This is a genomic window from Virgibacillus siamensis (assembly GCF_039522605.1).
In the GTDB taxonomy this organism is placed as follows: domain Bacteria; phylum Bacillota; class Bacilli; order Bacillales; family Amphibacillaceae; genus Lentibacillus; species Lentibacillus siamensis.
The window spans coordinates 96,623-121,890 of the sequence record NZ_BAAADS010000025.1 but is presented as its reverse complement, the minus strand read 5'-3'; the positions used below and the strand labels follow the sequence as shown (position 1 = coordinate 121,890).

The 25,268-nt window shown below is 40.4% G+C and carries 25 protein-coding genes; 23 read left to right on the top strand and 2 right to left on the bottom strand.

The window, feature by feature from the left end; genetic code table 11:
• Position 1 precedes the first annotated feature (1 nt).
• From ABD010_RS15855 to ABD010_RS15790, 14 genes are all read left to right on the top strand, one after another.
• A complete protein-coding gene (locus ABD010_RS15855) occupies positions 2 to 430 on the top strand; it encodes a YlbF/YmcA family competence regulator (protein WP_343815226.1) in 429 nt (142 codons plus the stop codon).
• Between the two features lie 252 nt (positions 431 to 682).
• Entirely contained in the window at positions 683 to 1,249 is a 567-nt protein-coding gene (locus tag ABD010_RS15850; protein ID WP_343815224.1) for an outer spore coat protein CotE, read from the top strand.
• A gap of 181 nt (positions 1,250 to 1,430) precedes the next feature.
• Entirely contained in the window at positions 1,431 to 2,972 is a 1,542-nt protein-coding gene (locus tag ABD010_RS15845; RefSeq protein ID WP_343815223.1) for a multicopper oxidase family protein, read from the top strand.
• A 214-nt stretch (positions 2,973 to 3,186) separates the two neighbouring features.
• Positions 3,187 to 5,754: a DNA mismatch repair protein MutS gene (gene mutS, locus ABD010_RS15840; RefSeq protein ID WP_343815220.1), complete on the top strand. Its 2,568-nt coding sequence runs from the start codon at positions 3,187 to 3,189 to the stop codon at positions 5,752 to 5,754.
• Positions 5,755 to 5,771: 17 nt separating this feature from the next.
• The gene (gene mutL, locus ABD010_RS15835) at positions 5,772 to 7,586 is read left to right on the top strand and encodes a DNA mismatch repair endonuclease MutL (protein WP_343815218.1); all 1,815 of its coding nucleotides are present in this window, start codon (positions 5,772 to 5,774) and stop codon (positions 7,584 to 7,586) included.
• Positions 7,587 to 7,645: 59 nt separating this feature from the next.
• Entirely contained in the window at positions 7,646 to 8,095 is a 450-nt protein-coding gene (locus ABD010_RS15830; RefSeq protein WP_343815216.1) for a Dps family protein, read from the top strand.
• Between the two features lie 20 nt (positions 8,096 to 8,115).
• Positions 8,116 to 9,051: a tRNA (adenosine(37)-N6)-dimethylallyltransferase MiaA gene (gene miaA, locus ABD010_RS15825; RefSeq protein ID WP_343816353.1), complete on the top strand. Its 936-nt coding sequence runs from the start codon at positions 8,116 to 8,118 to the stop codon at positions 9,049 to 9,051.
• A 39-nt stretch (positions 9,052 to 9,090) separates the two neighbouring features.
• Positions 9,091 to 9,315 carry an RNA chaperone Hfq gene (gene hfq / locus ABD010_RS15820; protein ID WP_343815215.1) on the top strand — a complete coding sequence of 75 codons (225 nt, stop codon included), beginning with the start codon at positions 9,091 to 9,093 and terminating at the stop codon, positions 9,313 to 9,315.
• A gap of 138 nt (positions 9,316 to 9,453) precedes the next feature.
• The gene (gene spoVK / locus ABD010_RS15815; protein ID WP_343815213.1) at positions 9,454 to 10,374 is read left to right on the top strand and encodes a stage V sporulation protein K; all 921 of its coding nucleotides are present in this window, start codon (positions 9,454 to 9,456) and stop codon (positions 10,372 to 10,374) included.
• 80 nt (positions 10,375 to 10,454) lie between these two features.
• Complete coding sequence (gene hflX / locus ABD010_RS15810) at positions 10,455 to 11,687, top strand: GTPase HflX (protein WP_343815211.1); 1,233 nt, start codon at positions 10,455 to 10,457, stop codon at positions 11,685 to 11,687.
• 10 nt (positions 11,688 to 11,697) lie between these two features.
• The gene (locus tag ABD010_RS15805) at positions 11,698 to 12,969 is read left to right on the top strand and encodes a methionine gamma-lyase family protein (RefSeq protein ID WP_343815210.1); all 1,272 of its coding nucleotides are present in this window, start codon (positions 11,698 to 11,700) and stop codon (positions 12,967 to 12,969) included.
• 105 nt (positions 12,970 to 13,074) lie between these two features.
• A complete protein-coding gene (locus ABD010_RS15800) occupies positions 13,075 to 13,452 on the top strand; it encodes a MerR family transcriptional regulator (RefSeq protein ID WP_343815208.1) in 378 nt (125 codons plus the stop codon).
• Between the two features lie 22 nt (positions 13,453 to 13,474).
• A complete protein-coding gene (gene glnA / locus ABD010_RS15795) occupies positions 13,475 to 14,812 on the top strand; it encodes a type I glutamate--ammonia ligase (RefSeq protein WP_343815207.1) in 1,338 nt (445 codons plus the stop codon).
• Between the two features lie 158 nt (positions 14,813 to 14,970).
• On the top strand, positions 14,971 to 16,215 hold the full coding sequence (locus ABD010_RS15790) for a YeeE/YedE family protein (protein ID WP_343815206.1): 1,245 nt from the start codon (positions 14,971 to 14,973) through the stop codon (positions 16,213 to 16,215).
• Positions 16,216 to 16,267: 52 nt separating this feature from the next.
• On the opposite strand, the gene lexA is transcribed toward ABD010_RS15790, so the two are convergent.
• Positions 16,268 to 16,891 carry a transcriptional repressor LexA gene (gene lexA, locus ABD010_RS15785; RefSeq protein ID WP_343815205.1) on the bottom strand — a complete coding sequence of 208 codons (624 nt, stop codon included), beginning with the start codon at positions 16,889 to 16,891 and terminating at the stop codon, positions 16,268 to 16,270.
• 282 nt (positions 16,892 to 17,173) lie between these two features.
• Here lexA and ABD010_RS15780 point away from each other — a divergent pair, with 282 nt between their 5' ends.
• The 8 genes from ABD010_RS15780 (at position 17,174) to ABD010_RS15745 (ending at position 23,205) form a co-directional block, all read left to right on the top strand.
• A complete protein-coding gene (locus ABD010_RS15780; protein ID WP_343815202.1) occupies positions 17,174 to 17,812 on the top strand; it encodes a YneB family resolvase-like protein in 639 nt (212 codons plus the stop codon).
• 172 nt (positions 17,813 to 17,984) lie between these two features.
• Positions 17,985 to 18,218 (top strand): DUF896 domain-containing protein, encoded by a 234-nt coding sequence (locus ABD010_RS15775; RefSeq protein ID WP_343815199.1) that lies wholly within the window; start codon positions 17,985 to 17,987, stop codon positions 18,216 to 18,218.
• Positions 18,219 to 18,369: 151 nt separating this feature from the next.
• The gene (tkt, locus tag ABD010_RS15770; protein WP_343815195.1) at positions 18,370 to 20,373 is read left to right on the top strand and encodes a transketolase; all 2,004 of its coding nucleotides are present in this window, start codon (positions 18,370 to 18,372) and stop codon (positions 20,371 to 20,373) included.
• A 198-nt stretch (positions 20,374 to 20,571) separates the two neighbouring features.
• On the top strand, positions 20,572 to 21,030 hold the full coding sequence (gene sirA, locus ABD010_RS15765) for a sporulation inhibitor of replication protein SirA (protein ID WP_343815193.1): 459 nt from the start codon (positions 20,572 to 20,574) through the stop codon (positions 21,028 to 21,030).
• Between the two features lie 44 nt (positions 21,031 to 21,074).
• The gene (locus tag ABD010_RS15760; protein WP_343815191.1) at positions 21,075 to 21,299 is read left to right on the top strand and encodes a YneF family protein; all 225 of its coding nucleotides are present in this window, start codon (positions 21,075 to 21,077) and stop codon (positions 21,297 to 21,299) included.
• A gap of 160 nt (positions 21,300 to 21,459) precedes the next feature.
• Positions 21,460 to 22,167 (top strand): cytochrome c biogenesis CcdA family protein, encoded by a 708-nt coding sequence (locus ABD010_RS15755; RefSeq protein ID WP_343815189.1) that lies wholly within the window; start codon positions 21,460 to 21,462, stop codon positions 22,165 to 22,167.
• Between the two features lie 67 nt (positions 22,168 to 22,234).
• Entirely contained in the window at positions 22,235 to 22,666 is a 432-nt protein-coding gene (locus ABD010_RS15750) for a Na(+)/H(+) antiporter subunit B (protein WP_343815187.1), read from the top strand.
• 71 nt (positions 22,667 to 22,737) lie between these two features.
• Complete coding sequence (locus tag ABD010_RS15745; RefSeq protein ID WP_343815184.1) at positions 22,738 to 23,205, top strand: CcdC family protein; 468 nt, start codon at positions 22,738 to 22,740, stop codon at positions 23,203 to 23,205.
• Between the two features lie 28 nt (positions 23,206 to 23,233).
• On the opposite strand, the gene ABD010_RS15740 is transcribed toward ABD010_RS15745, so the two are convergent.
• Positions 23,234 to 23,641, bottom strand: coding sequence for a DUF2621 family protein (locus ABD010_RS15740; RefSeq protein WP_390350829.1), 408 nt, complete (start codon positions 23,639 to 23,641; stop codon positions 23,234 to 23,236).
• A 325-nt stretch (positions 23,642 to 23,966) separates the two neighbouring features.
• Here ABD010_RS15740 and ABD010_RS15735 point away from each other — a divergent pair, with 325 nt between their 5' ends.
• On the top strand, positions 23,967 to 25,094 hold the full coding sequence (locus tag ABD010_RS15735) for an ATP-binding protein (protein WP_343815180.1): 1,128 nt from the start codon (positions 23,967 to 23,969) through the stop codon (positions 25,092 to 25,094).
• Positions 25,095 to 25,268: the final 174 nt, after the last annotated feature.

Genomic DNA, 25,268 nt, shown 5'->3' with positions numbered 1-25,268 from the left:
TATGGCAGAATATACGCGCAAACAAATACTTGATGAGGCAAAAAGTTTAGCAGAAATGCTTTCCAATACAGATGAAATTGATCGGTTTAAGCAAGTCGAAGCAAAAATTAATGCAAATGAAAAGGTTCAAAAACTGATAACAAAAATAAAAGCGTTGCAGAAACAAGCGGTCAATTTTCAGGCTTATGGAAAATCAGAGGCTTTAAAACGGGTTGAAGATGAAATCGACCGATTACAGGCAGAAATTGATGCTATCCCTGTTGTCCAGGAGTTTAAAGAAACACAAATTGTCGTTAATGATGTACTGCAGTTGGTTTCGGGAACCATCTCCAGGGAAGTAACCAACAATGTAATTACCTCCACTGGTGGTGACCTGCTATCAGGTGAAACAGGATCTAAGACGCAAAACAATTCCGGCTGCAGTTACTGATACTGGAATAAAAAATGGAAGTGTCCATATGGGCACTTCCATTTTTTATTCGATTTTTTCGCCATAGTGGTGACTGAAATCAGTTTTATGCATACATTGACCATATAGGCAGTTGACACACACGAGGACTTCATCAAGAAAAACGAGTTTAATAGGAGATGGACAGAGGGGAAATCTTTCAGAAATCAGTTATGCACTTTAGGTATTTGTCTTGCATAAAATGACTATGAGAAAAAGGAGGTAAACATAATTATGTCATTTCTTGATCAAGAATATAGAGAAATCATAACGAAAGCAGTCTGCGGAAAAGGCCGGAAATTCACGGAAGCAGAACACGCTGTTTCACCGTCACATCGTCCATCAAGCATCCTTGGCTGCTGGGTAATTAATCACCTGTACAATGCAAAGAAGAAATCGGAGGACACAGTTGAAGTGAACGGCAGCTATGACATTAACATTTGGTATTCCTATAACGATAACACTAAAACAGAAGTAGTAACAGAGCGGGTAACATACTGTGATTATATCCCACTATCTGTCAAAGATGATCACTGCTTCAGCGATGATTACGATGTCATTGCCAAAGTGATTCAGCAGCCAAATTGCCTGGAATGTGAAATTGATAGCCATGGAAACAAAGTTGAGGTCGAAATTGAACGTGAATTTGTTGTAGAAATAATCGGTGAAACAAAAGTATATGCAAAGGTAAATCCAAAAGGAATCAGAAGTGATCACCATGATGAATGGAGACATGATGTGACGAATGACGAACTTCGTGATGTGAAACCGGACTTTCTTGGACGTAAAAATAAGGATTAAATCATTTACGGGGAAAACTTCCTCGTAATTTTTTTGTCATTTTTAAAAGGATGGCTGAGATTACTTTTTTCCAATATAAGAAAATAAATTGTATGTTTGTGATTTTTTCCCTATTTAGGCATAGCAATCTTATTCCTTGGAACATCTACTATTATAAATGTATATAAAGGGGATGGACAGATTGAACAAAAAACTGAATAAATTTATTGATGCATTGCCTATTCCGGAAATACTAAAACCGACGCGCAAAATTAGCGGTGAAGCCTACTATGAAATCCAGATGATGGAATTTCGCCAGAAGCTGCATCGGGATTTAAATCCAACACGACTATGGGGATACAATGGGCAATTTCCCGGACCCGTATTTGATATTAATCACGGGGAACCGGTCCATGTCAGATGGGAAAATAAACTACCGGATAAACATCTTCTGCCTATTGACAAATCCTTTCATAATCTTGGTAAACTCCCTGAAGTCCGTACCGTTACGCATTTGCATGGAGGTGAAACACAGCCCGAAAGCGACGGATATCCGGAAGCGTGGTATACAAAAAATTTCAGATACACGGGGCCGCAATTTAAAACTGATGTTTATCATTATTCGAACCATCAGCGAGGGGCCACACTTTGGTACCATGATCATGCAATGGGAATAACAAGGCTTAATGTATATGCTGGCTTGGCAGGGATGTACATTATCAGGGATGAACAGGAGGAATGGCTTAACCTTCCATCAGGAGAATATGAGATTCCGCTTATTATGATGGACCGGTCATTCCGCGATAACGGTGAACTGTTTTATCCGTCACAGCCGGATGATTCAGAGGAAAACTGGCCAAATCCATCTGTTCGCCCTTTTTTTATTGGGGAAACAAACGTTGTTAACGGGAAAATCTGGCCTTATTTAGAGGTCGAACCGAGAAAGTACAGGTTTCGTATTCTCAATGCTGCCAATACCCGTGCTTACCAGCTTTATTTGGATTCAGGCCAGTCATTTTTTCAAGTTGGTTCTGATGGCGGCTTAATGCGAAGAACTGTTAAGCTAAACAAGTTAGCAATTGAACCAGCTGAACGATTTGATGTAATTATTGATTTTTCCAAGCTTGATGGTAAAACTGTTACATTGAAAAATGACCTTGGCCCGAATGCCAATCTTGATGACGAAACAGATGATGTCATGCAGTTTAATGTGACACTACCTTTAAAGTCAAAGGATGAGAGCGGTATTCCCAGGTATTTAACACGGATTCCTGCACTCAGTGAAAATAAGGTTAAACGCATTCGGAATCTGAAACTGATCGGAACTTCCGACAAACTTGGCCGTCCACTTCTATTGCTGGATAACAAAAAATGGATGGATCCTGTTACAGAAACCCCTGAGCTTGGAGCAACCGAAATCTGGTCACTCATTAACTGTACCAATTTTACGCATCCCATCCATATTCACTTGATTCAATTTCAAATAATAGACAGACAGCCATTTGATCTTGATCGCTACAATCGGGACGGATCAATCATCTTTACCGGATCCGCAAAATCACCTAATCCTAATGAAAAAAGTTGGAAGGACACAGTAGCTGCACCAACGGGACAAATAACACGGGTCATCGCTAAATTTGGTCCATTTACCGGTGATTATGTCTGGCACTGTCATATACTGGAGCATGAAGATTATGATATGATGCGGCCTATGAGAGTGGTTGAAGCAAAAGAGCGGGAATAGAATTGATTTAAAACGGGTGCAGGAAATGGATTAGCTCTGCGCCCGATTCTGAATAACAGGATAATTCTATGTGAAAGCACTATGAAAGATTTTGAGCACCCTGTGAGTGATTCCTTGTATCACTTGATTCATTTCTTCCTTTTCATTAATCGCATCCATTCGTCAAAATATGCTATAATTGTACAATATATTCATATGTTTTGGAGGTTAGCAAATGGCAAAACACACACCAATGATGGAGCAATATCTTAAAATTAAAGCGGAAAATAAAGATGCTTTTCTGTTTTTCCGATTAGGTGATTTTTATGAAATGTTCTTTGACGATGCAATCAATGCTGCGCGGGAACTGGAAATTACGCTTACTAAGCGGGATGGTGGGCAGGAGGAGCCAATTCCAATGTGTGGTGTTCCATATCATTCCGCATCAAATTACATAAAAAATCTGATTGATAAGGGATATAAAGTTGCCATCTGTGAGCAGGTTGAAGACCCCAAAACAGCAAAAGGCGTTGTGAAAAGAGAAGTAGTACAACTTATTACTCCCGGTACGGTAATGGAAAGCAATATGCTTGATGAGCTTGATCATAACTATATTGCAAGTCTTTCACATTTTCAGGATGGATCCTACGTCGTGGTTTACAATGATTTGTCCATTGGAGAAAACAGCATAGCCCTGATTTCACATGGTTGGGATGCCGTGATTCATGAGTTATATAATCAGCCCATTAGAGAGATTGTCATTTCTCCCAATCTGCCGGAAGAATTACAAAATCAGCTTTATGATAAGTTGAATGTGACATTATCCTATCAGGAGGAAATTAACTTTAATGCCGAATACCGCAGTTTGTGTGATAATTTAAATGATGAACGTCTTGTGCAGTCATTCAGTCGTTTGCTTAATTATATCCAGTATACACAGAAGCGATCACTTGATCATCTGCAGCCAGCCAAAGTCATCGAACTGGATTACTATTTGTCATTAGATATGTATTCCAAGCGAAACCTGGAATTGACGGAAACTATCATGGAAAAGGGTAAGCATGGCAGTCTGCTGTGGGTACTTGATAAAACAGTGACTGCGATGGGCTCAAGGATGTTGAAAAAATGGCTCGAACGACCGCTGTTAAGCAGACAGGAAATCGAAAAACGTCATGATATTGTTGATGGTTTTTATCAGGGCTTTATGGAACGTGATACACTGAGAGATACATTGAAATCTGTTTACGACCTCGAGCGTCTTGCCGGACGGGTTTCATTCGGAAATGTGAATGCACGTGATTTAATACAGCTGAACCAGTCATTAGCAAAAATTCCGGAGATTAAAAAGACTCTTCAGCAGTTTGAACAGCCTTTTATTCAGGAACTGGGCAAGGATCTTGTTTTTCCGGAGCATCTTGTGTCAATGCTTGATACCAGTTTAATAGATGACCCGCCTGTTTCCATTAAGGAAGGGTCGATTATTAAAGATGGCTATAACAAAAAATTGGATGAATACCGGGGAGCATCTCGCAACGGAAAGCAGTGGATTGCAGAGTTGGAACAGAAAGAAAAAAATGAAACCGGAATTAAATCGCTTAAAATCAGATATAATCGGGTGTTCGGCTACTATATCGAGGTTACCAGGGCTAACCTGCACCTGGTACCGGATGGACGCTATGAACGTAAACAAACACTGACAAATGCTGAACGGTATATTACGCCTGAACTGAAAGAGAAAGAGGAACTTATCCTGGAAGCTGAAGAAAAGAGCGTTGATTTGGAATACAACTTATTTCTCGAAATTCGTGAACAAGTGAAAGAGCTTATTCCGGAGATTCAGCATCTGGCGGATACGGTAAGCAAAATTGACGTTCTGCAGGCGTTTGCCACCGTGAGTGAAGCGAACAATTACGTGCGGCCGTCGTTTCATGAAGATACACTCTTCATTAAAAATGGGCGTCATCCGGTAATTGAACAGGTCATGACGGAAGGGTCGTATGTCCCGAACGATATTGAACTCAATCAATCTACCAATGTTCTGCTGATTACCGGTCCAAACATGTCTGGGAAAAGTACGTATATGCGGCAGCTTGCACTGATTGCCATAATGGGACAGATTGGCTGTTTTGTTCCGTGTGATGAAGCGCAATTGCTGTTGTTCGATCAGATTTTCACGCGTATCGGTGCCGCAGACGATCTCGTGTCCGGACAAAGTACGTTCATGGTTGAGATGCTGGAGGCAAATCATGCAATTGCCAATGCCACTGAAAACAGTCTGATTTTATTTGATGAAATCGGGCGCGGTACAAGCACATATGACGGGATGGCATTGGCACAGTCAATCATTGAATTTATTCATAATCATATACATGCAAAAACATTATTTTCAACGCATTATCATGAATTAACAGCACTTGAGGGAACGTTGGATCATTTGAAAAACATTCACGTACGGGCAGAGGAGTATGAAGGGAAAGTAGTATTTCTCCATCAGATTCAGGAAGGTGCTGCTGACAGGAGCTATGGTATTCATGTTGCAAAACTGGCGGAACTGCCTGATCAGCTGATAACCCGGGCGAACAATATTTTGCAGGAGTTGGAAAAAACGGATGACTCTGCCAAACGTGAGAACCCGGGACAGCTGTCATTTTTTGTGGAAGAACAAGAACCCAAATCGAGAGTGTTGAATACGAAGCAGGATATTCGCCTTATCCGTGAATTAAAAGACATAAACGTATTTGAAATGACTCCAATGGACGCGATGAACGAACTTTACCGTTTGCAAAAAGAAGCTAAAAAGTAAGCAGAAAGGGTTTGATTATGAAGATATTTCAAATGCCGGATTCACTTGCAAACAAAATAGCAGCTGGAGAAGTGGTGGAACGACCGGCCTCCGTTGTAAAGGAATTGATTGAAAACAGTATTGATGCTAACAGCACCTGGATTAAAGTGGACATTACCGAAGCGGGGTTGCAGTCCATTCGGGTGACTGATAATGGGAACGGTATGTCGGAAGAGGATTGTGAACGGGCATTCTTACGTCATGCAACGAGTAAAATTAAAAATGAGACAGATTTATTTCATGTAAAAACACTCGGCTTTCGGGGTGAAGCATTGGCAAGTATTGCAGCGGTGAGCAGGCTGTCCGTCAAAACCTCGCAAGGAGACGGTGCAGGTACCTTTCTCAAAATGCAGGGCGGCCGTGAAGTGGAAAAATTAAAAAGTGATGCCAGACAAGGTACCGAAATAACGGTGGAGGATTTATTCTTTAACACACCGGCACGTTTGAAATATATGAAGACGATCCATACAGAACTCGGTCATATAACCGATTTGTTAAACCGGCTCGCACTTTCGCACCCGGACATCCGTTTTGAAGTAATCCATAATGGTAAATCGCTTTTCAAGACATCCGGCTCAGGTGATCTGCTGCAAGTTGTCAGTCATGTTTACGGAATGAATGTCGCCAAAAAAATGCTGCCGATAGAACATGAAACACTTGATTTTAAAATCGAGGGATTCATTGCTAAGCCTGAGGTAACACGTGCATCACGTAATTATATTTCTACTATTATAAATGGGCGTTATATTAAAAGTGTTCCCCTGTCCAAAGCGATCAAAAACGGTTATCATACCCTTCTTCCAATCGGACGGAACCCGATTGCAGTAATTTCGATTACAATGGATCCGATCCTGGTGGATGTGAATGTTCACCCTACCAAGCTGGAGGTCCGCTTCAGTAAGGATAAAGAATTATTTGCAGCACTGGAGGAGACCATTCGTAACACGTTCAGGAAAACATCACTAATACCGGAAATGGAACAAAAGGAACCGAAACCGGAACAATCGGTTCAAAATACCATTCATTTTAATGATGCACAGCCGGAACCGGAACCGCAGAAGTATGAATGGCACTTGGATCAGCAGGTACATGAGAAGCGTCCTGAACCTGATACAAAAAAGCGAATAAAAAATTACCAGAATGATATTTTTCCGGAAGATCGTTTTGATGAGCCGGTTTTATCGGAAAAGGCGGAACCGGAACCAACGAATCGGATTCCATCCATGTATCCAATTGGCCAACTGCATGGTACGTACATTCTGGCACAAAATGAAAACGGATTGTATATGGTGGATCAGCATGCTGCCCAGGAGCGGATTAAATATGAATTTTTCAAGAAAAAGCTTGGTAAAACGATTAATGAAGCACAGGAACTTTTGATTCCATTAACGTTTGAATTCTCCAAGCAGGAAGCTATATTTATTGAAGCGCATAAAGAGGAATTGGAAAAAGTAGGTTTGTTTTTTGAGACGTTCGGCAATCAGACCTATATCATCCGGTCTCATCCGAACTGGTTTCCAAAAGGCTTTGAAGAAGAAATTATCCGTGAGATGATTGACCAGATCATGGAAAGTGAAAAAGTTAACGTGGAGAATATTAGAGAGGATGCAGCAATCCTGATGTCCTGTAAACGGTCAATTAAAGCAAATCACTATCTCAATCAGGATGATATGTTCCGGCTGCTTGAAGATTTGCGGAAATCGACCGATCCATTCACATGTCCGCACGGTCGTCCGATTATTGTTCATTTTTCATCATATGAACTGGAGAAAATGTTTAAACGCGTTATGTAACACTGCATAAATGATACACATCCCGTGCATACTTAAAGCATATTGCGAGGTGTGTATGAATGGAAAATCAAAAGCTTATTAACTTTTTAAATCAATTATTGTCTAATTACTTTGTTATGTATGTCAAATTACACCGGTATCACTGGTTTGTACAGGGAAGACATTTTTATCAGCTGCACGGGGTTTTTGAGGACATGTATACCGAAACAGCAGGTGATCTTGACGAAATAGCGGAACGGGTGCTGATGATTAACGGGAAACCGCTTGCCACGATGTCGAAATACTTGAAAGAAACGACACTCGAAGAAGCAACTGCTGATGATAAAGAAGATGAACTGATTTCACAGCTGATACGTGACTTTACGCTGCTTATAAAAGAAATTAAGGAAATTGGACTGCCGGAAGCTTCAGAACAGCATGATGAACCAACCGCTGACTTGCTTATCACATTACAGGGAAAGTTGGAGAAGTCTGTCTGGATGCTTCGTGCTTACAACGCGTATGAATAAAGAGAATTAGGGGAATGATGATGAAACAAACTGTAATTGCCGTCGTTGGTCCAACCGCTGTTGGCAAGACAAAACTCAGTGTGGAGATTGCCAAGGCATTTAATGGCGAGGTAATCAGTGGTGATTCGATGCAGATATTTAAGGGGATGGATATCGGTACTGCCAAAATTACCGATCAGGAGAAACAGGGCATCCCACATTATATGATTGATATCAAGAATCCGGAAGAGCCCTTTTCGGTTGCAGATTTTCAGAAATATGTACAGCATTATATTGAAGAAATCAGTTCACATAATAAACTGCCAGTCATTGCCGGCGGCAGCGGTCTATACATACAGGGTGCACTTTACAATTATAACTTCTCGGAACAACCAAGAAATGAGGACTTTACTGCAGATCTTGAAGAACAACTTATACGTGAAGGAGCCTTACCTCTTTATGAACGGCTGGAGAGGATTGACCCACAGCAGGCTGCAAAAATTCACCCTAATAACCATCGGAGGGTCATTCGGGCGTTGGAAATATATGAAACAACCGGCAAAACGATGACAGAATACCAGAGTAAACAAGTGCTGGAATCGCCATATAATCCGATATTAATAGGTCTGGAAATGGATCGGAAGTTATTATACGAACGCATCAATCAGCGCGTCGATGAAATGGTGCAAAATGGTTTGACAGCTGAAGCAGAATTCTTTTACCAGAAAGGACTGACAGATGTTCAATCAATGAAGGGAATCGGCTACAAAGAGTTTATTCCTTATTTTGAACACCGTCAGACATTAGAGGAATCGATTGAAATACTGAAACGAAATTCACGAAGATATGCCAAAAGACAGTATACCTGGTTTCGGAATAAGTTGGATGTAGCTTGGTATGATATCACACCTGTTGCAACAGAAGAAAGGTTTCGAAATATTTTGGGTGATTTAGCAGGAATGTTGAAAAAAATATAGAAATAAATATATATAGATAGAAAAGAGGAGGAAATTATCATGGCACAAACAGTAAACATTCAGGATCAGTTTTTGAATCAGCTTAGAAAGGGACATGTTTCTGTTACTGTTTTTTTAACAAATGGCTTTCAATTAAGAGGCATTGTCAAAGCATTTGATAACTTTACAGTACTTTTGGAAACTGATGGAAAACAGCAATTACTGTTCAAACACGCGATATCAACCTTTGCACCGGTTAAAAACGTATCGATTGAAAAAGAATAAAAATAGAAGCGGAAGCGTCCATTTGACGCTTCCGTTTTTTGGTGGGAAGGTTTTTTGTGCATTAAAACTTTTAATGCTGGGCATTTGTCACAACTCCCCCGTATATGACGTATACTAACGTGACTGAGGGGTGATGATGTGGAATCGCAAAAGCTTCGGAACCGAAATGGCCAAATTAACATTGTTCTGCAAAAAAACGATGTGGCTGTTGAAGAAACATCTGATGGAACCTATTCAGATAATAATCCTTTTTCACATATTGATAGTGATTTTTCGTCGTTTATTGGGATGACGAATCTAAAAAAGACCATTAAGGAAGTATATGCAACGATTGTAATGAATGAGAAACGCCGACAAATGGATCTATCAAGCAACAGGCAGGTCCTTCATATGCTGTTTAAAGGAAACCCCGGTACAGGGAAGACGACGGTTGCAAGAAAGTTGGCAAAAATGTATTTTGATATGAATCTGTTATCGAAGGGTCATTTTATTGAAGCAGAGCGGGCTGATCTGGTCGGGGAGTATATCGGGCAGACAGCACAAAAAACCCGTTCGATCATTCAAAAAGCGATGGGCGGGATTTTGTTTGTTGATGAAGCATACTCGCTTGCTCGCGGCGGTGAAAAAGATTTCGGCAAGGAAGCAATTGATACCCTTGTAAAACATATGGAAGATAATCATAACGATTTTGTGTTAATTCTTGCAGGTTATCCTTACGAAATGGATCGTTTTCTTACACTGAATCCCGGTTTGAAATCCAGATTTCCATTTATCCTGGATTTCCAGGACTATGATTTGGATCAACTTGTCAAAATTGCCAAACAAATGGTTCATGAGCGGGAGTATGAATTTACAACAGAGGCAGAATTTAAATTGAGAAACCATCTGCGTCAGAAAAAAAAGGATACACATCGTAATTTTTCCAATGCCAGATATGTGCGTAATGTTATTGAACATTCGATTCGGCTGCATGCTGTCCGCCTGCTGGGGAAAGAAAACTTCACGGTTGATGATCTTATTAAACTGACAGGTAAAGATTTGTCGTTGGATGAGGCATAAATTGTGATTGGATAACTTCTTTGCTATGATTTAGAAAGATGAAAGTATCCAGTTAACTATAGAAAGAGGTTATTATATTTATGCCAGAGCCCATTCTAATTATTTCGGTTAAAAAACCTGAACAGCAGGAACGACGCTTTCAATCTTCATTGAATGAACTTGTATCCCTTTGTGAAACGGCCGGGGGAACAGTGAAAGAAGTTATCACGCAAAACAGGCAGCGGATTCATCCGGCTTATTATATCGGTGAAGGAAAAATGAATGAAATCAAAAATACGTCCGAGGATTTGCAAATAACATTGATTGTATCAAATGATGAGTTATCACCTGGTCAATTGCGCAACCTCTCCGATTACATCGGGATCCGGGTTATCGATCGTAGTCAACTGATATTGGATATATTTGCTCAGCGTGCACGTACTAAAGAAGGTAAACTGCAGGTGGAGCTTGCTCAGCTTGAATATTTGCTGCCCAGATTGCATGGGCAGGGCACGGAAATGTCCCGGCTTGGTGCTGGGATAGGTACACGCGGGCCGGGTGAGACAAAGCTTGAAACCGATCAGCGTCATATCAGACAGCGGATTGTTGATATAAAACGTCGGCTAAAAGCTGTCGTACAGCAACGGGAGCAATACCGGAAACGGCGTCGGACAAATGATGCTTTTCAAATTGCGGTTGTAGGCTATACGAATGCCGGTAAGTCCACCTTGTTTAATCGGCTGACTAACAGCAGTTCCATGGTGGAAGACCAGCTTTTCGCAACACTTGATCCTTTAACCCGTAAAATTCAGCTTCCATCAGGTTTTCAGACCTTAGTTACCGACACGGTCGGGTTCATCCAGGATTTACCCACCTCACTTGTTGCTTCATTTAAATCGACATTGGAAGAAGTAGCAGAAGCAGACTTTATTTTGCATGTTGTTGATGCAGCAAATCCCGATATGGAACAGCATCATAAAACTGTAAATAGTTTACTGCACGATTTGGATGCAGACGACATTCCCATGCTAACCGTATATAATAAAAAGGATATTCTGGATGATGATTTTATCGGCATCGACCATCCAAATATACTGATAAGTGCACTCGATGAAGCGGATATTACCCGTTTACTTTTAAAAGTGGAAGCGATTCTAAAAGAAGAATGGGAATGGTATCAGGTTCAGTTGCAGCCTGATCAGGGCAAAGATTTGAACAGGCTCCAGCATGAAACAATCGTAACTAATCAGACATTTAACGAAGCGGAAAATGGATACAGTGTCGAAGGTTTTATACGGCGGGAACATCCTTTGAACAGCTTAATGAAGGAGTAAATAACTACAAATGATAGAACAATTGATGAAACAGGCAGAAGCGGATTGTAAACCTCAACATGAACAGGCAAATAAAATAGCTGAACTGAATCAAAAACGGGTGCTCAAAGCATTTCAGCAGAACCGTGTCAGTGACAGCCATTTTAATGCCACAACCGGATATGGCTATGATGATCTTGGCAGAGAAGTACTTGAACAAGTTTATGCTGATGTATTCGGCGGGGAGGATGCCCTCGTCCGACCGCAATTGGTTTCCGGAACACATGCGATATCAACAGCGTTATTTGGCATGCTGCGTCCGGGTGATGAACTCGTATATATTACCGGAAAGCCGTACGATACACTGGAATCGGTAATCGGAAAAGATGGTGATGATACAGGCTCATTGTATGAATATAAGATTGATTATAATGAGGTTCCACTCCTAAGAAATGGCAGGGTTAACTATCAGGGAATCGATCAAGCTATTTCCGGTAAAACGAAAGTGGTGGCAATCCAGCGTTCAAAAGGCTATGACGACAGACCATCATTTACAATTGATGAACTTGCGGAAATGATTCGTTTTGTAAAAAATATCGATAAGAACCTGATCGTTTTTGTTGATAATTGTTATGGTGAATTTGTAGAGGGGAAAGAACCATTGCATGTTGGAGCTGATATTATTGCCGGTTCGTTGATCAAAAACCCTGGTGGCGGCATTGTCAGAGCGGGAGGTTATATAGTGGGGAGAAGGAAACTGATTCTTCAGTGCGGGCACCGCCTGACTGCACCCGGTCTTGGAAAGGAAACAGGCGCAACCCTAAATATGCTTCAGGAGTTGTTCCAGGGGTTATTTCTTGCACCGCATATTGTTGCCGAATCATTAAAGGGAGCAGTTTTAACGGCACGTTTTTTAGAATTGTCCGGGTTTGAGACAAGCCCCCATTTTAACGAGAAGCGTACAGATTTAATTCAGGCCGTTACCTTTCATGACGAGTCTAATATGGTAGCGTTCTGTCAGGCGATCCAGCATAATTCACCGGTTAATGCGTTCGTTACACCTTATCCGAGTGAGATGCCAGGCTATCAGGATAAAGTCATTATGGCTGCCGGTACCTTTATTCAGGGAGCAAGCATTGAATTGACAGCTGATGGCCCATTGAGAGAACCTTATACCGCCTTCGTTCAGGGGGGGTTAACGTATACACATGTAAAAATCGCGCTTGAGGAAGCGGTTAATTATTTGTATGAAAAAGGTTTATTTTCAGATAAGACAGGGTACAAAACAAGAAGCCATCTATGATTGGCTTCTTGTTTTAAATTTGATGTAAGGAAACCTAACATAATTTTGACAAATAAGCTAACATGAGATATGATAAGTATAAAATAACTGGAATGGGGGATATCAATGGATGACCAAGAAAGGCGTTCGATGCCCTTATTTTCAATTGGTATTGTGAAAAAACTGACTGAGCTGACAGCGCGGCAAATCAGATATTATGAAGAAAATGCACTTGTTTTTCCGGAGCGTACAACCGGTAATCAACGCTTGTATTCTTTTCATGATGTCGATCGTCTGCTGGAGATTAAAGACCTGCTGGAAAGGGGAATCAATCTTGCAGGAATTAAACACATACTGACAGAAAAAGAACATAAGAATCCGAAAGATGCACGAGTAACAGATAAGAAAGTACGTAAAATGATTCGAAATGAACTGCTGTTTGAAACTGGAAAAATGGGTAAATCGAATATGCTGCAAGGTGAGATGTCCCGTTTTTTCCATTAAATTATAACTAGGAGGAACTTAGATGAGTTCAGGTTTAACAAAGGAAGAAATTTATAAAATAATCGAAGAGGAAAATGTCCGCTTTATCCGTCTGCAGTTTACAGACATGCTGGGAATTATTAAAAATGTGGAAATTCCGCTTGGTCAACTGGACAAGGCCTTTGATAATAAAATGATGTTTGACGGTTCTTCCATCGAAGGATTTGTCCGGATTGAGGAATCAGACATGTATTTGCATCCGGATTTGGATTCTTTTGTTGTATTTCCATGGACTTCTGAAAAGGGAAAAGTAGCACGGTTTATTTGTGATATATATAATCCGGATGGGACGCCATTTGAAGGCTGCCCACGATACAATCTGAAGCGCAACCTAAAAAAAATGGAGGAATTAGGTTTTGATGCATTTAACATCGGAACCGAACCGGAATTCTTTTTATTCAAATTGGATGAAAAAGGTGATCCTTCCCTTGAATTAAATGATCATGGCGGATATTTTGATCTGGCACCAACAGATCTTGGTGAAAATTGCCGTCGGGATATCGTACTGGAGCTGGAAGAAATGGGCTTTGAAATCGAAGCTTCTCACCATGAAGCCGCTCCGGGACAGCATGAAATTGACTTTAAATATTCCGATGCCGTAAAACATTGTGATGATATTCAAACATTTAAACTGGTTGTGAAGACCATTGCCCGTAAACATAATCTCCATGCAACATTTATGCCTAAACCATTATTTGGCGTAAATGGGTCGGGAATGCACGTAAATATGTCTCTGTTTAAAGATGGTAAAAATCAATTTTTTGATAAGCAGGGTGAGATGGAACTTAGTGACGTTGCATATCAATTTACAGCTGGTGTCATTAAACATGCGACAAATTATACCGCTGTGACCAATCCGATTGTTAATTCCTACAAACGTCTGGTGCCAGGGTATGAAGCCCCATGTTATGTGGCATGGTCTGGAACGAACAGGAGTCCATTGGTTCGTATTCCGTATTCACGCGGGTTAAGTACCCGGATTGAAGTTCGCAGTGTCGATCCTGCAGCTAACCCTTATATGGCGATGGCAGTATTACTTGCAAGTGGTCTTGATGGTGTAAAAAACAAGCTGACACCGCCAACACCGGTTGATCAGAATATTTATACCATGGATAAATCGGAACGAATTGAAAATGGCATTAAAGATTTGCCTGCAACCTTGATGGACGCTCTGTTGGAACTTGACAAGGATCCAGTAGTTGTTGCGGCAATGGGTGAACATTTGCATGAACACTTTATGGAAGCAAAAGAAATTGAATGGGATATGTTCAGAACAACCGTTCATCCATGGGAGCGGGAACAGTATTTGGCTAGCTATTAATGTTATATTGGAAAAGTGCTCAAATTTTCCCCTTGAATTTTAAATTTTCAAGGGGGTTTTTTTGTTGAAATAAACTCTTCCTTATTGACTTTTACACTGTGATGTTTTAATCTGAAAATCAATTCCGAGTAAATTTATGAGAAATGGAGGTTATAGATATGGCAATTCCAAGTAATGTCATGAAAGATACGAGTGCTGAGAAACATCCATCACTTCCGTCTCCACAAAAAATGAAAATTGCAATTGGCATCATTATTATCGTTCTTTTAAGTTATGCAATTATGAATACCGCGGGACTTAAGAATACAATGACAATGTGGGTCGGGCTGCTTCTGGGCATCACCCTTTTTCATGCCCGTTTTGGTTTTACTTCGGCATTCAGAAGGTTGGTGTCGGTGGGGAATGGGCAAGCAATGCGTGCTCATATGATTATGATGGCAGTCGCCTGTACATTATTTGCTCCAATATTATCGATGGGGTTCGGCTTTTTTGGAAATGACCCGTCAGGATACGTTTCGCCTGTTGGAACGAGTGTTATTGTTGGTGCTTTTCTCTTTGGGATAGGAATGCAGCTTGGTGGTGGTTGTGCATCGGGAACACTATATGCGGTTGGCGGTGGCCGTACTGCAATGTTCATAACACTCATTGCATTTATTGCCGGTTCTGTGCTTGGGGCATGGCATTGGAATTTTTGGGTGAATGAAACACCTTCATTCCCGGCTATTTCGCTGGCAACCAGTACAGACTTGGGGTATGTCGGTGCCTGGGTTGTCCAGATCATACTTTTTGGATTAATTTTCGGCGCAGCATATTATTTTGATAAAAAGCGAACACCTCCGACTATAAAGCCGTTGCCGAGCGAAAAAGGATGGACCCGTATATTGCGCGGATCGTGGCCTTTGTGGATTGCGGCAATTCTATTGGCAGTATTTAATGCACTAACGTTATTGGTTAGAGGTACGCCTTGGGGTGTAACATCAGCTTTTGCTTTATGGGGGTCCAAAATAGCAATGTTCTTCGGTATCGATGTAACTGAGTGGGTTTACTGGTCCGGTGAACGTGCCGCTTCACTGGATCAATCTGTTCTTATGCACTCCACAAGCGTCCTGGATTTTGGCGTTATTCTTGGCGCCTTTTTGGCATCGACGGCTGGAGGTATTTTCACACTTAAAAAAGTTGGTTTTAAACGAATGTCCGCTGCGGTAATCGGTGGTATAATGATGGGGTACGGTTCAAGAATCGCCTTTGGATGTAATATTGGTGCATACTTTGGCGGAATCGCCTCATTCAGCCTTCATGGTTGGGTTTGGATGATTATGGCGCTTGCGGGAACTTTCCTCGCGCTTTACTTGAGGCCGTTGTTTGGCATGTCAGTACCAAAACCGAAAGACACATTTTGCTAGTTTTATAGAATTTAAAAAGCATCCGTCATTATGCTCGACGGATGCTTTTTCATTAATGGATATTCCGGTATAATCCGATTACTTTGCCTAGTATGGTTACATTTTGATAGATAAGCGGGTCCATTGTGGCATTTTCCGGCTGCAGACGAATATGGTTCTTTTCCTTAAAGAATCGCTTAACCGTTGCTTCATCTTCTTCCGTCATTGCAACTACGATATCTCCATTTTGTGCTGTGTTCTGCTGTTTCACAATTACCATGTCCCCGTTTAAAATACCGGCCTCAATCATACTTTCACCCTCGATAACCAGAACAAATAAATTGTCATCCGGCCCTGCACTTGAACTTGGCAGTGGTACAAACTCTTCAATATTTTCTACAGCAGTAATTGGTAAACCGGCAGTCACCTTACCGATTACCGGCGCATATCGTGCTTCTTCCTGCGGTATGTTCATTTCTTCGGACAAATCCAGAACTTCAATTGCTCGTGGTTTCGTTGGATCCCTTCGGATAAACCCTTTGCTTTCAAGTCTGGCTAAATGGCCATGTACAGTCGAACTGGATGCAAGTCCAACCGCTACCGCAATTTCACGAACAGAGGGTGGATAACCTTTTTCTTTTACCTGTTCTTTAATATAGTCGAGTATTGCCTGCTGCCTCTTGGAAAGTTTGTTCATCTATTAAACACCTCGTGCATAGTATTTGTTAATGATAGTTTATCACTAAAATTCCAGATAAGCAAACATTCGTTCGAAAAAAACCTTGACAAGATCATTTGTTCGTATATAATAAATGTAGAGATGCGAACAGAAGTTCTAAACTAATGGTAGAAAGGACTGAATAGTATGTTTGAAAAGATTACGAAGACAGATGTATTTTATGTAGTTACGTTTGCATTGGCGCTGGTGTTTTTATATTTTACAATGGTTACAAGTGCATAAAATAAGGAGTTTTTTCAATTGAAAGCAGTCATATATTGCAGGGTAAGCACCAATAAGAAGGCACAGGAGACTTCTCTGGCAAGGCAGAAAGAAGAACTGATGAAGCTGGCAGTCAGGAATAATTTTTCAATTTTAACGTGTATTGGGGAACAAGAAAGTGGTTACGAGATTAACCGTGACGGTATTTTTGAGATGCTTGATTATTTTTCAAGTGGACAAGCTGACATTCTGCTTATCCAGGATGAAACAAGACTGGGAAGGGGAAATACCAAGATTGCGTTGTTTCATCAATTACAGAAATTAAATATATCTATATATACAAGTTTACACGGTGGTGAGTTGGAAGTGTCGGAATCAGATTCGATGGTTCTTCAAATTGTCGGTATTGTGGAAGAATATCAGCGTAAACTTCAGAACGCTAAAATCAGGCGTGGTATGAAACGGGCGGTCCGTGAGGGGTTTGATCCAAGTCGCAATTTAACCAATCGTCAGCAGGCGCCGGGCCGTGAACGGATTGCATTCCCAATAGAAGAAATTGTTCAATTAAGGCAGAAAGAAATGACATTTGAAGAAATAACCCGCTCACTGAATAATTTAGGATATTCTGTTTCCAAAGCAACCGTTCACCGACGATATCAGGAATACGTAAATTCTTGAATCTATTTTATATAAAAGGTACTATTGAAAGGCAGGAACATCAATATGTTCTTGCCTTTTTTCTAATATCGGAAAAATAAGTTTGACCGTATAAGGAAGAAAAGAATTCGGCACGCACAAAAATTTGGGTGAGTATCGGGTTTTCCAATACGGAGTTAGCAGGAGGGTTAGAATGATCTCAAAAGAGAAATTAAATCGTATAAATGAACTTGCCAAAAAGTCAAAAGAAGCGGGACTTACCGACGCTGAAAAAGGAGAACAAAAAGAACTGCGACAGGAATATTTGAAGAATGTCCGCAAATCCTTTAAAAATCAGTTTAAGTCAATGACCGTGATGGATCGTGAAGGCAATGATGTCACACCGCAAAAAGTACGGGATCTGCAGGAACGGAACAAAAAAAATTGACCGATTGTTGGTAAACGTTATATCCAACGGTTTTCTTGATTCGGCGCACCCGACATCTCAATTGAGTCCTGAAAAGACTTGTTACTGTTGTGGTTTCGTTATAGAATGAAAAAGGATACAAACAAGATTTGAATCGGAAAGGGGAATTTCATTGTCACAGAACACAGAACAACTATCGATTAATACAATTCGCACCTTGGCGATTGACGCAATCGAGAATGCCAATTCCGGTCATCCAGGGCTGCCGATGGGAGCAGCTCCAATGGCTTATTCGTTATGGACCGACTTCATGACACACAATCCGAAGAACTCAAAATGGTTTAACCGCGACCGTTTCGTACTGTCCGCCGGTCATGGATCAATGCTGCAGTACGGGTTATTGCATCTGTCCGGATATGATGTAACCATTGACGACTTAAAATCATTCCGTCAGTGGGGCTCCAGAACACCGGGACATCCGGAGGTTCATCATACAGATGGAGTGGAGGCTACAACCGGACCACTCGGACAAGGGCTTGCGATGTCGGTTGGGATGGCGATGGCCGAGGCGCACCTTGCTTCTCTTTATAATAAAGAGGATATTAACATCATCGATCATTACACCTATGCAATTGTCAGTGATGGCGATTTGATGGAAGGTATTTCACATGAGTCCGCATCACTTGCAGGCCACCTTGGTTTAGGAAAACTGATCGCGTTGTATGACTCCAACGATATTTCGCTTGACGGCGATTTGGATCGAGCGTTTTCCGAAGATACAGAAACCCGTTTCAAAGCATATGGCTGGCAGGTTATTCGCGTAGAAGACGGTAATGATCTGAAAGAAATCCGTAACGCTATTAAAGAGGCTAGGGAAAATACGGAACAGCCGACCTTAATTGAAGTTAAAACGGTTATTGGATATGGTTCCCCAAATAAATCTGCATCTTCAGCATCACACGGTGCACCACTTGGAGCAGATGAAGTGAAATTAACGAAAGAATATTATAAATGGACACATGATGATTTTCATGTACCTGAAGAAGTTTACGCTGATTTTAATGAAAAAGTCGGAAAAGATGGCGCAGATGCTGAGGAAAATTGGAACGAACTGTTTACTTCCTATAGAGAAAAATACCCTGATGCTGCGAAGGAACTTGAACACGCAATGAAAGGTGAGCTGCCAGAAAACTGGAACGAAAATCTCCCTGTTTATGAGGCGGGCAAGGATTCTGCAGCAACGCGAGCCACTTCAGGAGAGGTACTTAATGAAGTTTCCAAATCAGTCCCATATTTCTTTGGGGGCAGTGCAGATTTGGCAGGATCCAACAAAACAACAGTTAAAAAGGAAGAAGACTTTTCATTGCAGAATTATGCAGGTAAAAACATCTGGTTTGGAGTTCGTGAGTTTGCGATGGCCGCTGCAACTAACGGAATGGCACTGCACGGCGGATTAAAAGTATATGCAGGAACGTTCTTTGTTTTCAGTGACTACATGCGTCCGGCCATCAGACTTTCCGCAATTATGAATACACCGGTAACATATGTGTTTACCCACGATTCCATAGCGGTCGGGGAAGACGGACCGACACACGAACCTATTGAACAATTGGCTTCACTCCGGGCAATGCCAGGTTTATCACTGATACGTCCAGCCGATGGAAATGAAGTACAGTCGGCTTGGAGGCTAGCTCTTGAATCAACAGATAAGCCGACAGCTTTAGTACTGACCAGACAAGGGCTTCCCACACTCGAAGGTACGAAAGAAAATGCGTATGAAGGCGTTAAGAAAGGCGCTTACGTGGTAAGCAAAGCAGATAAAGATACACCTGATGCATTATTGCTTGCAACTGGTTCTGAAGTGCAGCTTGCTGTCAGAGCTAAAGATGCATTGAAAGAAAAAGGCATTGATGTGAATGTCATCAGCATGCCATCCTGGGATCGGTTCAACAGCCAGGAGCAGGCATATAAAAACGAAGTAATTTTGCCGCACGTAAAAAACCGTGTTGCAATTGAAATGGCATCACCATTTGGCTGGGAACGTTATGTTGGTGAAAATGGAAAAGTAATCGGAATTGACACGTTCGGTGCTTCAGCCAAGGGTGACAAAGTAATTGAAGAGTACGGTTTTACAGTTGATAATGTTGTACAGCAGGTCGAATCATATATCGACTAATCTGTAAAATAGAATGGCCTTCCGTTTGGGAGGTCATTTTTAGTGCGCGGGTCTCCAAAGGATAGTTTATACGATACATTGCTGCCGCAGTTTATCAGTCTATTAGATTCTGACAAAACTAGTGTTAATTTGCTACGGTTTCTGACAAAATTTTAAAAAGAAATGCGTATAATAGAAAGTAAATGAGGAGGGATTTTGTTGAATCAATACAGCATTTACTGGATAAAAGAAGAATTTGCGCATCATTTTTTTCATAAAAGTCATATCCTTTACCGTTTTTTAACAGCGTATCAAATGGAAGAAAACCGGGAAGATTTAACAAAGCAATTTGAATTTATCACAAACTCTTTTCCCAAAAATAAACTGATTTCTCATCTTTCACACATAAAGTCTGATAATGTGCATGTACGCTGGGAGAATAATAACGTGGAAATCTGGAAAGATATGCAATATATTTCTTTACATATTCATCAAAAACATATAAACTTTCGTAGTGAGATACTGCATGATGCCGAAAATTTGCTGTTTCCGGCACTCCGTTTATTTCAGCCGGTTTTATTTATTATGAGTAATAATGTGGATCATTATGGCTGGTTATCTCCAGTAATTCAAAGAAAGAAGGACAAGACTGAACAAGTATTGTATTCTTATCTTTGATTTACTATACTGTATGAGGGACAACACGAAGGAGGAAGGTTGCTATGGATGTAATTTGGGTTGTACTAATAGCTATCGTTGCATTAATTGCCGGTGTAGCACTGGGATTTTTCATCGCTCGGAAATATATGATGAATTACTTGAAGAAAAACCCTCCAATTAATGAACAAATGCTGCGTACTTTAATGATGCAAATGGGACAGAAACCATCGCAAAAGAAAATTAATCAGATGATGCGGTCAATGAATAACCAGCAGGAGAAGAAGTAACCAGCACTTATACGATATGTGTGTATGAACCCCTTGTTGTAAATGATAACAGGGGGTGTTTTCGTTTCTTGAAAGTGTCGGTTTATTGTCAAAATCAACTTCTTTTGATTTTGTCTGTATCTGCTAAAATAGGTGGAAGAAGTGCATGGGAGGATTCATTATGACAGAGGAAATAAACATATTCATCGCATTCGGTGCCGGTTTCTTATCATTTGTCTCACCGTGTGTGCTGCCATTGTATCCGGCTTTTTTATCCTATATCACCGGGATGAGTGTCAGTGAAATAAGAGAAGACAACAAAATGCTTAATAGGAAAAGCATGCTGCATACCCTGTTCTTTCTGCTCGGCTTTTCGTGTATTTTTATCGTTCTGGGCTTTTCATCCAATCTGTTTGCTGATTTTTTAAAGACTTATCAGGAGATCATTAGACAAATCGGCGCTATTGTCATCGTTTTTTTTGGTCTTGTTATCGTTGGTTTGTTGAATTTTGAATTCCTGATGAAGGATAAAAAAATCACCTTTAAGAATCGCCCTGCTGGATTTGCCGGTTCATTTCTGATTGGTCTGGCATTTTCATTGGGATGGACACCATGCATGGGACCAATTCTGATGGTTGTGATGTCACTTGCTGCTACGAATCCTGATTTGGGAATGGTCATGATGATCAGTTATATTCTTGGTTTTTCCATACCGTTTTTCATTTTGTCATTTTTTCTTGGGAAGCTGGGATGGATTAAACGAAACAGTGCAAAAATAGTGAAGGTTGGCGGCTATCTTATGATTTTTATGGGAATTGCGCTCTTCTTTAACTGGATGAGCAAACTAACTGCATTTCTCGCAGGATGGTTCGGTTTCCAGGGGTTTTAAAGTGGATTTTTCGCAGACGATATATTACACTTTTAATAGCAGTCACTGTAAATAAAGGAGCATTTTTATGTATAAACCAAACGACCTTATATTACGAATGACTACATCAATCATCGTTTTTATTCTGCTCGGCTTTTCGATTTATCTGCTGCTGGCCGGTCATAATTCTCCAGGTGGAGGATTTATCGGAGGATTGATGACAGCTTCCGCAATACTGCTCTTATACATATCATATGGTACAAAAGCCGTTGAAAAAATTTTACCGGTCAATTACCGCTTGTTAATTCCGATTGGACTTTTGGTTGCGCTGGGAACTGGTATCGGATCGTTTTTCTTTAATGTTCCTTTTTTGTCTCAGACATTCACGTATGTCGAGATGCCGTTTTTTGGAAAACTGGAGCTTGCTACGGCAATGATGTTTGATATCGGCGTTTACATTACAGTATTGGGTGTTACGCTTACGATCATTTTGTCCATTTCAAGGGATCAGAAATCATGACCGAAGTTGATTACCCCGGCTTTTTATTACAAACCTCCAATTGAACCGTGAAATGAAATGAGTGATCAGGTATGTTCTGGATTATTGCAAGCACAGTGGTTGCTGCGTTTATGGCGGTTACGATGATTTTTGTTCGTTTAAAAGCGGCCAAGCAGCCAGCTTCCGTAAAAAAAATAATATTGCCACCACTATTTATGAGCACGGGTGCGTTCATGTTCCTGTTTCCAGTGTTCCAGGTTGACTGGTTGCAAGTGCTTGAGGCAATCAGTGTAGGAGTGGTTTTTTCTATATTTTTGATTAGGACTTCAAAATTTGAAATCAGAAATAATGATATTTATCTTATACCTTCCAAATCTTTTGTCTTTATTTTATTTGGTTTGTTGGCAATCAGGGTTATCATGAAGCTTGTTATTGGTGGAACGGTTTCACTTGGAGAGACCAGCGGCATGTTCTTCTTGCTTGCTTTCGGTATGATACTGTCCTGGCGACTGGCGATGTTATACAAATATAAAAAACTTGAAAAACAACTGGAATATTAAAAAATGTGTCTTCACAAGACACATTTTTTTAATACTCGAAAAAGCTTTCATATGGGGTGACATCAATATTTTTTTGATCTAATTTTTTTCTTAGAAATTTGTGATCACGTTTGGGTGTCGCCAGGATATAACCTTCGATAAGAACGTCCTGTGTAATAATTTTCCTTTTTTTCTTTAGCGCAATTTCCCCGATTTTACTGGCAATTTTATGTCTGGCGAGATCCCTGAATAGTTCTGGTACTGGTGATACCAAATCTTCCAGAAGTTCTTTTTCCGGTTTGCGCCACATGTGTCTTGTTTTTTCCATGTAAAATTCTTCCCAGTCCATTTTTGACCTTCCGTCTTCTTTTGGCAATTTTTTTAAAAATTTCCGGAACATAAAAAACCCGCCGATTCCCATTAGTGTAATCAGCAAAAAACCCCACAGAACTATCATGTAATCCCCGATAGCTGACATAATTCATCACTCGATTCCTATAAATTAAGCAACATGTACTTTGTCGTAAAGGCAAATTATTCCACGCGAATCATTTATTTTTATGTATAATTATAGTAAAATTAAGATTACTTGCTTGTTTAAAATAAACGTTTGAATAATTTTGTAGATTTTAGTCATTTTTTTTATGTTGCCTAATATAATTATAATAGGGCGACATGATACATACAAGGCTCGGAGCTCATAATTTTTACATAGAAACTTTTACGAATCGTTACATGAATAAATTGATTCGAAATAAATGCGGTATCTGGGAGGGAAAGTGATGGAAAACAGAAAAAATAATGATGGTAATACCAATATGGAACGCTCCAAAATTTCACATTGTTCACAGGTTGAGGAGTTTTTCCCCGGGTTGGCTTCCCTGCCAAAGACACTGCTTAAATGGATTGATGAGAACAGTAATGACATTGTAACTGTATGTGAAGAGAATGGAAAACTGATTTTTGTATCCCAGTCTGTTGAGCAATTGTTGGGGTATAAGTCGGATGAATTATTGGGTTCAGAATGGTTCGACTATATTGCCCGTGATGATATGGAGTATTTGAAGAAGTACATGGATGGTCTTGAAGAAGAAAGTGGAAAACCATTCAATATACATGTTCGGGACTGGAGCGGCAAATACATTTGGACGGAACACATCATTTCACGTGTTCGGGATAAATTCGGAAGACTGTTTTTCGTCTCTATTGTGAAAGATATTACTGATAAAAAAGAAGCTGAAGAAATGATGGTCCGTTCGGAAAAGATGTCCGTCGCGGGGCAGCTTGCAGCCGGGATAGCACATGAAATCCGTAATCCATTGACATCTTTGAAAGGCTTTTTACAGTTGATTCAGGCTGGTGTGAGCCGGAAAGAGGAATACTACAAGATAATGATTGACGAGATTGAGAAAATGGAAACCATTACTTCCGAGCTGCTATTTATTTCAAAACCACTTACGGATAATAAGCGGGTTGAATCGATAGACAGTATGGTTGAAGATGTGATTACATTACTGAAACCCCAGGCCGGACTGAAAAATATTGAAATCACACGCAATATCTCAGGAAATTATTCTGTGTTTTGTGATCGATCGCAGATTAAACAGGTTCTAATTAATCTGGTTAAAAATGCAATTGAGGCAATGGATGAACCCGGGGAAATACATATTCATGCCTTCATTCAAAAACAGTATGTAACGGTGGATGTGATTGATCAAGGGGCTGGAATTCCTGAAGAATTAATACATAAACTTGGAGAACCATTTTTTACAACGAAACAGAATGGAACCGGTCTTGGTATCATGATTATTCAACAAATTCTGGAAAAACATGACGGGGAACTGGAAATACAGCAGAACGAGTCAAAGGGGAGTACATTTCGGATCAAATTACCCCATATGGAACAATAAATTGACTTGATGCTATAATTAACTGTGCATGAAATCTATAAAATGTATAACCTTATTTTATCACTCTATATAACTATTTAATATAGCCTGAACCTTAATATTCATTTGTTTTCTATACCATTTTCATATAAAATGTACTGGTAGAACGTTTGTCGAAATATAAGATATTTGCGG

What these genes read in the sequence shown, in the direction of transcription:
- ABD010_RS15800 (WP_343815208.1), top strand. Translation starts at nt 13,075, where the DNA reads ATGGATGACCAAGAAAGGCGTTCGATGCCCTTATTTTCAATTGGTATT.
- ABD010_RS15755 (WP_343815189.1), top strand. Translation starts at nt 21,460, where the DNA reads ATGACAGAGGAAATAAACATATTCATCGCATTCGGTGCCGGTTTCTTA.
- ABD010_RS15740 (WP_390350829.1), bottom strand. Translation starts at nt 23,641, where the DNA reads ATGATAGTTCTGTGGGGTTTTTTGCTGATTACACTAATGGGAATCGGC.
- hflX (WP_343815211.1), top strand. Translation starts at nt 10,455, where the DNA reads ATGCCAGAGCCCATTCTAATTATTTCGGTTAAAAAACCTGAACAGCAG.
- mutL (WP_343815218.1), top strand. Translation starts at nt 5,772, where the DNA reads ATGAAGATATTTCAAATGCCGGATTCACTTGCAAACAAAATAGCAGCT.
- mutS (WP_343815220.1), top strand. Translation starts at nt 3,187, where the DNA reads ATGGCAAAACACACACCAATGATGGAGCAATATCTTAAAATTAAAGCG.
- glnA (WP_343815207.1), top strand. Translation starts at nt 13,475, where the DNA reads ATGAGTTCAGGTTTAACAAAGGAAGAAATTTATAAAATAATCGAAGAG.
- ABD010_RS15805 (WP_343815210.1), top strand. Translation starts at nt 11,698, where the DNA reads ATGATAGAACAATTGATGAAACAGGCAGAAGCGGATTGTAAACCTCAA.
- ABD010_RS15745 (WP_343815184.1), top strand. Translation starts at nt 22,738, where the DNA reads ATGTTCTGGATTATTGCAAGCACAGTGGTTGCTGCGTTTATGGCGGTT.
- lexA (WP_343815205.1), bottom strand. Translation starts at nt 16,891, where the DNA reads ATGAACAAACTTTCCAAGAGGCAGCAGGCAATACTCGACTATATTAAA.
- ABD010_RS15855 (WP_343815226.1), top strand. Translation starts at nt 2, where the DNA reads ATGGCAGAATATACGCGCAAACAAATACTTGATGAGGCAAAAAGTTTA.
- ABD010_RS15790 (WP_343815206.1), top strand. Translation starts at nt 14,971, where the DNA reads ATGGCAATTCCAAGTAATGTCATGAAAGATACGAGTGCTGAGAAACAT.
- ABD010_RS15830 (WP_343815216.1), top strand. Translation starts at nt 7,646, where the DNA reads ATGGAAAATCAAAAGCTTATTAACTTTTTAAATCAATTATTGTCTAAT.
- ABD010_RS15750 (WP_343815187.1), top strand. Translation starts at nt 22,235, where the DNA reads ATGTATAAACCAAACGACCTTATATTACGAATGACTACATCAATCATC.
- ABD010_RS15760 (WP_343815191.1), top strand. Translation starts at nt 21,075, where the DNA reads ATGGATGTAATTTGGGTTGTACTAATAGCTATCGTTGCATTAATTGCC.
- miaA (WP_343816353.1), top strand. Translation starts at nt 8,116, where the DNA reads ATGAAACAAACTGTAATTGCCGTCGTTGGTCCAACCGCTGTTGGCAAG.
- ABD010_RS15850 (WP_343815224.1), top strand. Translation starts at nt 683, where the DNA reads ATGTCATTTCTTGATCAAGAATATAGAGAAATCATAACGAAAGCAGTC.
- ABD010_RS15775 (WP_343815199.1), top strand. Translation starts at nt 17,985, where the DNA reads ATGATCTCAAAAGAGAAATTAAATCGTATAAATGAACTTGCCAAAAAG.
- ABD010_RS15735 (WP_343815180.1), top strand. Translation starts at nt 23,967, where the DNA reads ATGGAAAACAGAAAAAATAATGATGGTAATACCAATATGGAACGCTCC.
- hfq (WP_343815215.1), top strand. Translation starts at nt 9,091, where the DNA reads ATGGCACAAACAGTAAACATTCAGGATCAGTTTTTGAATCAGCTTAGA.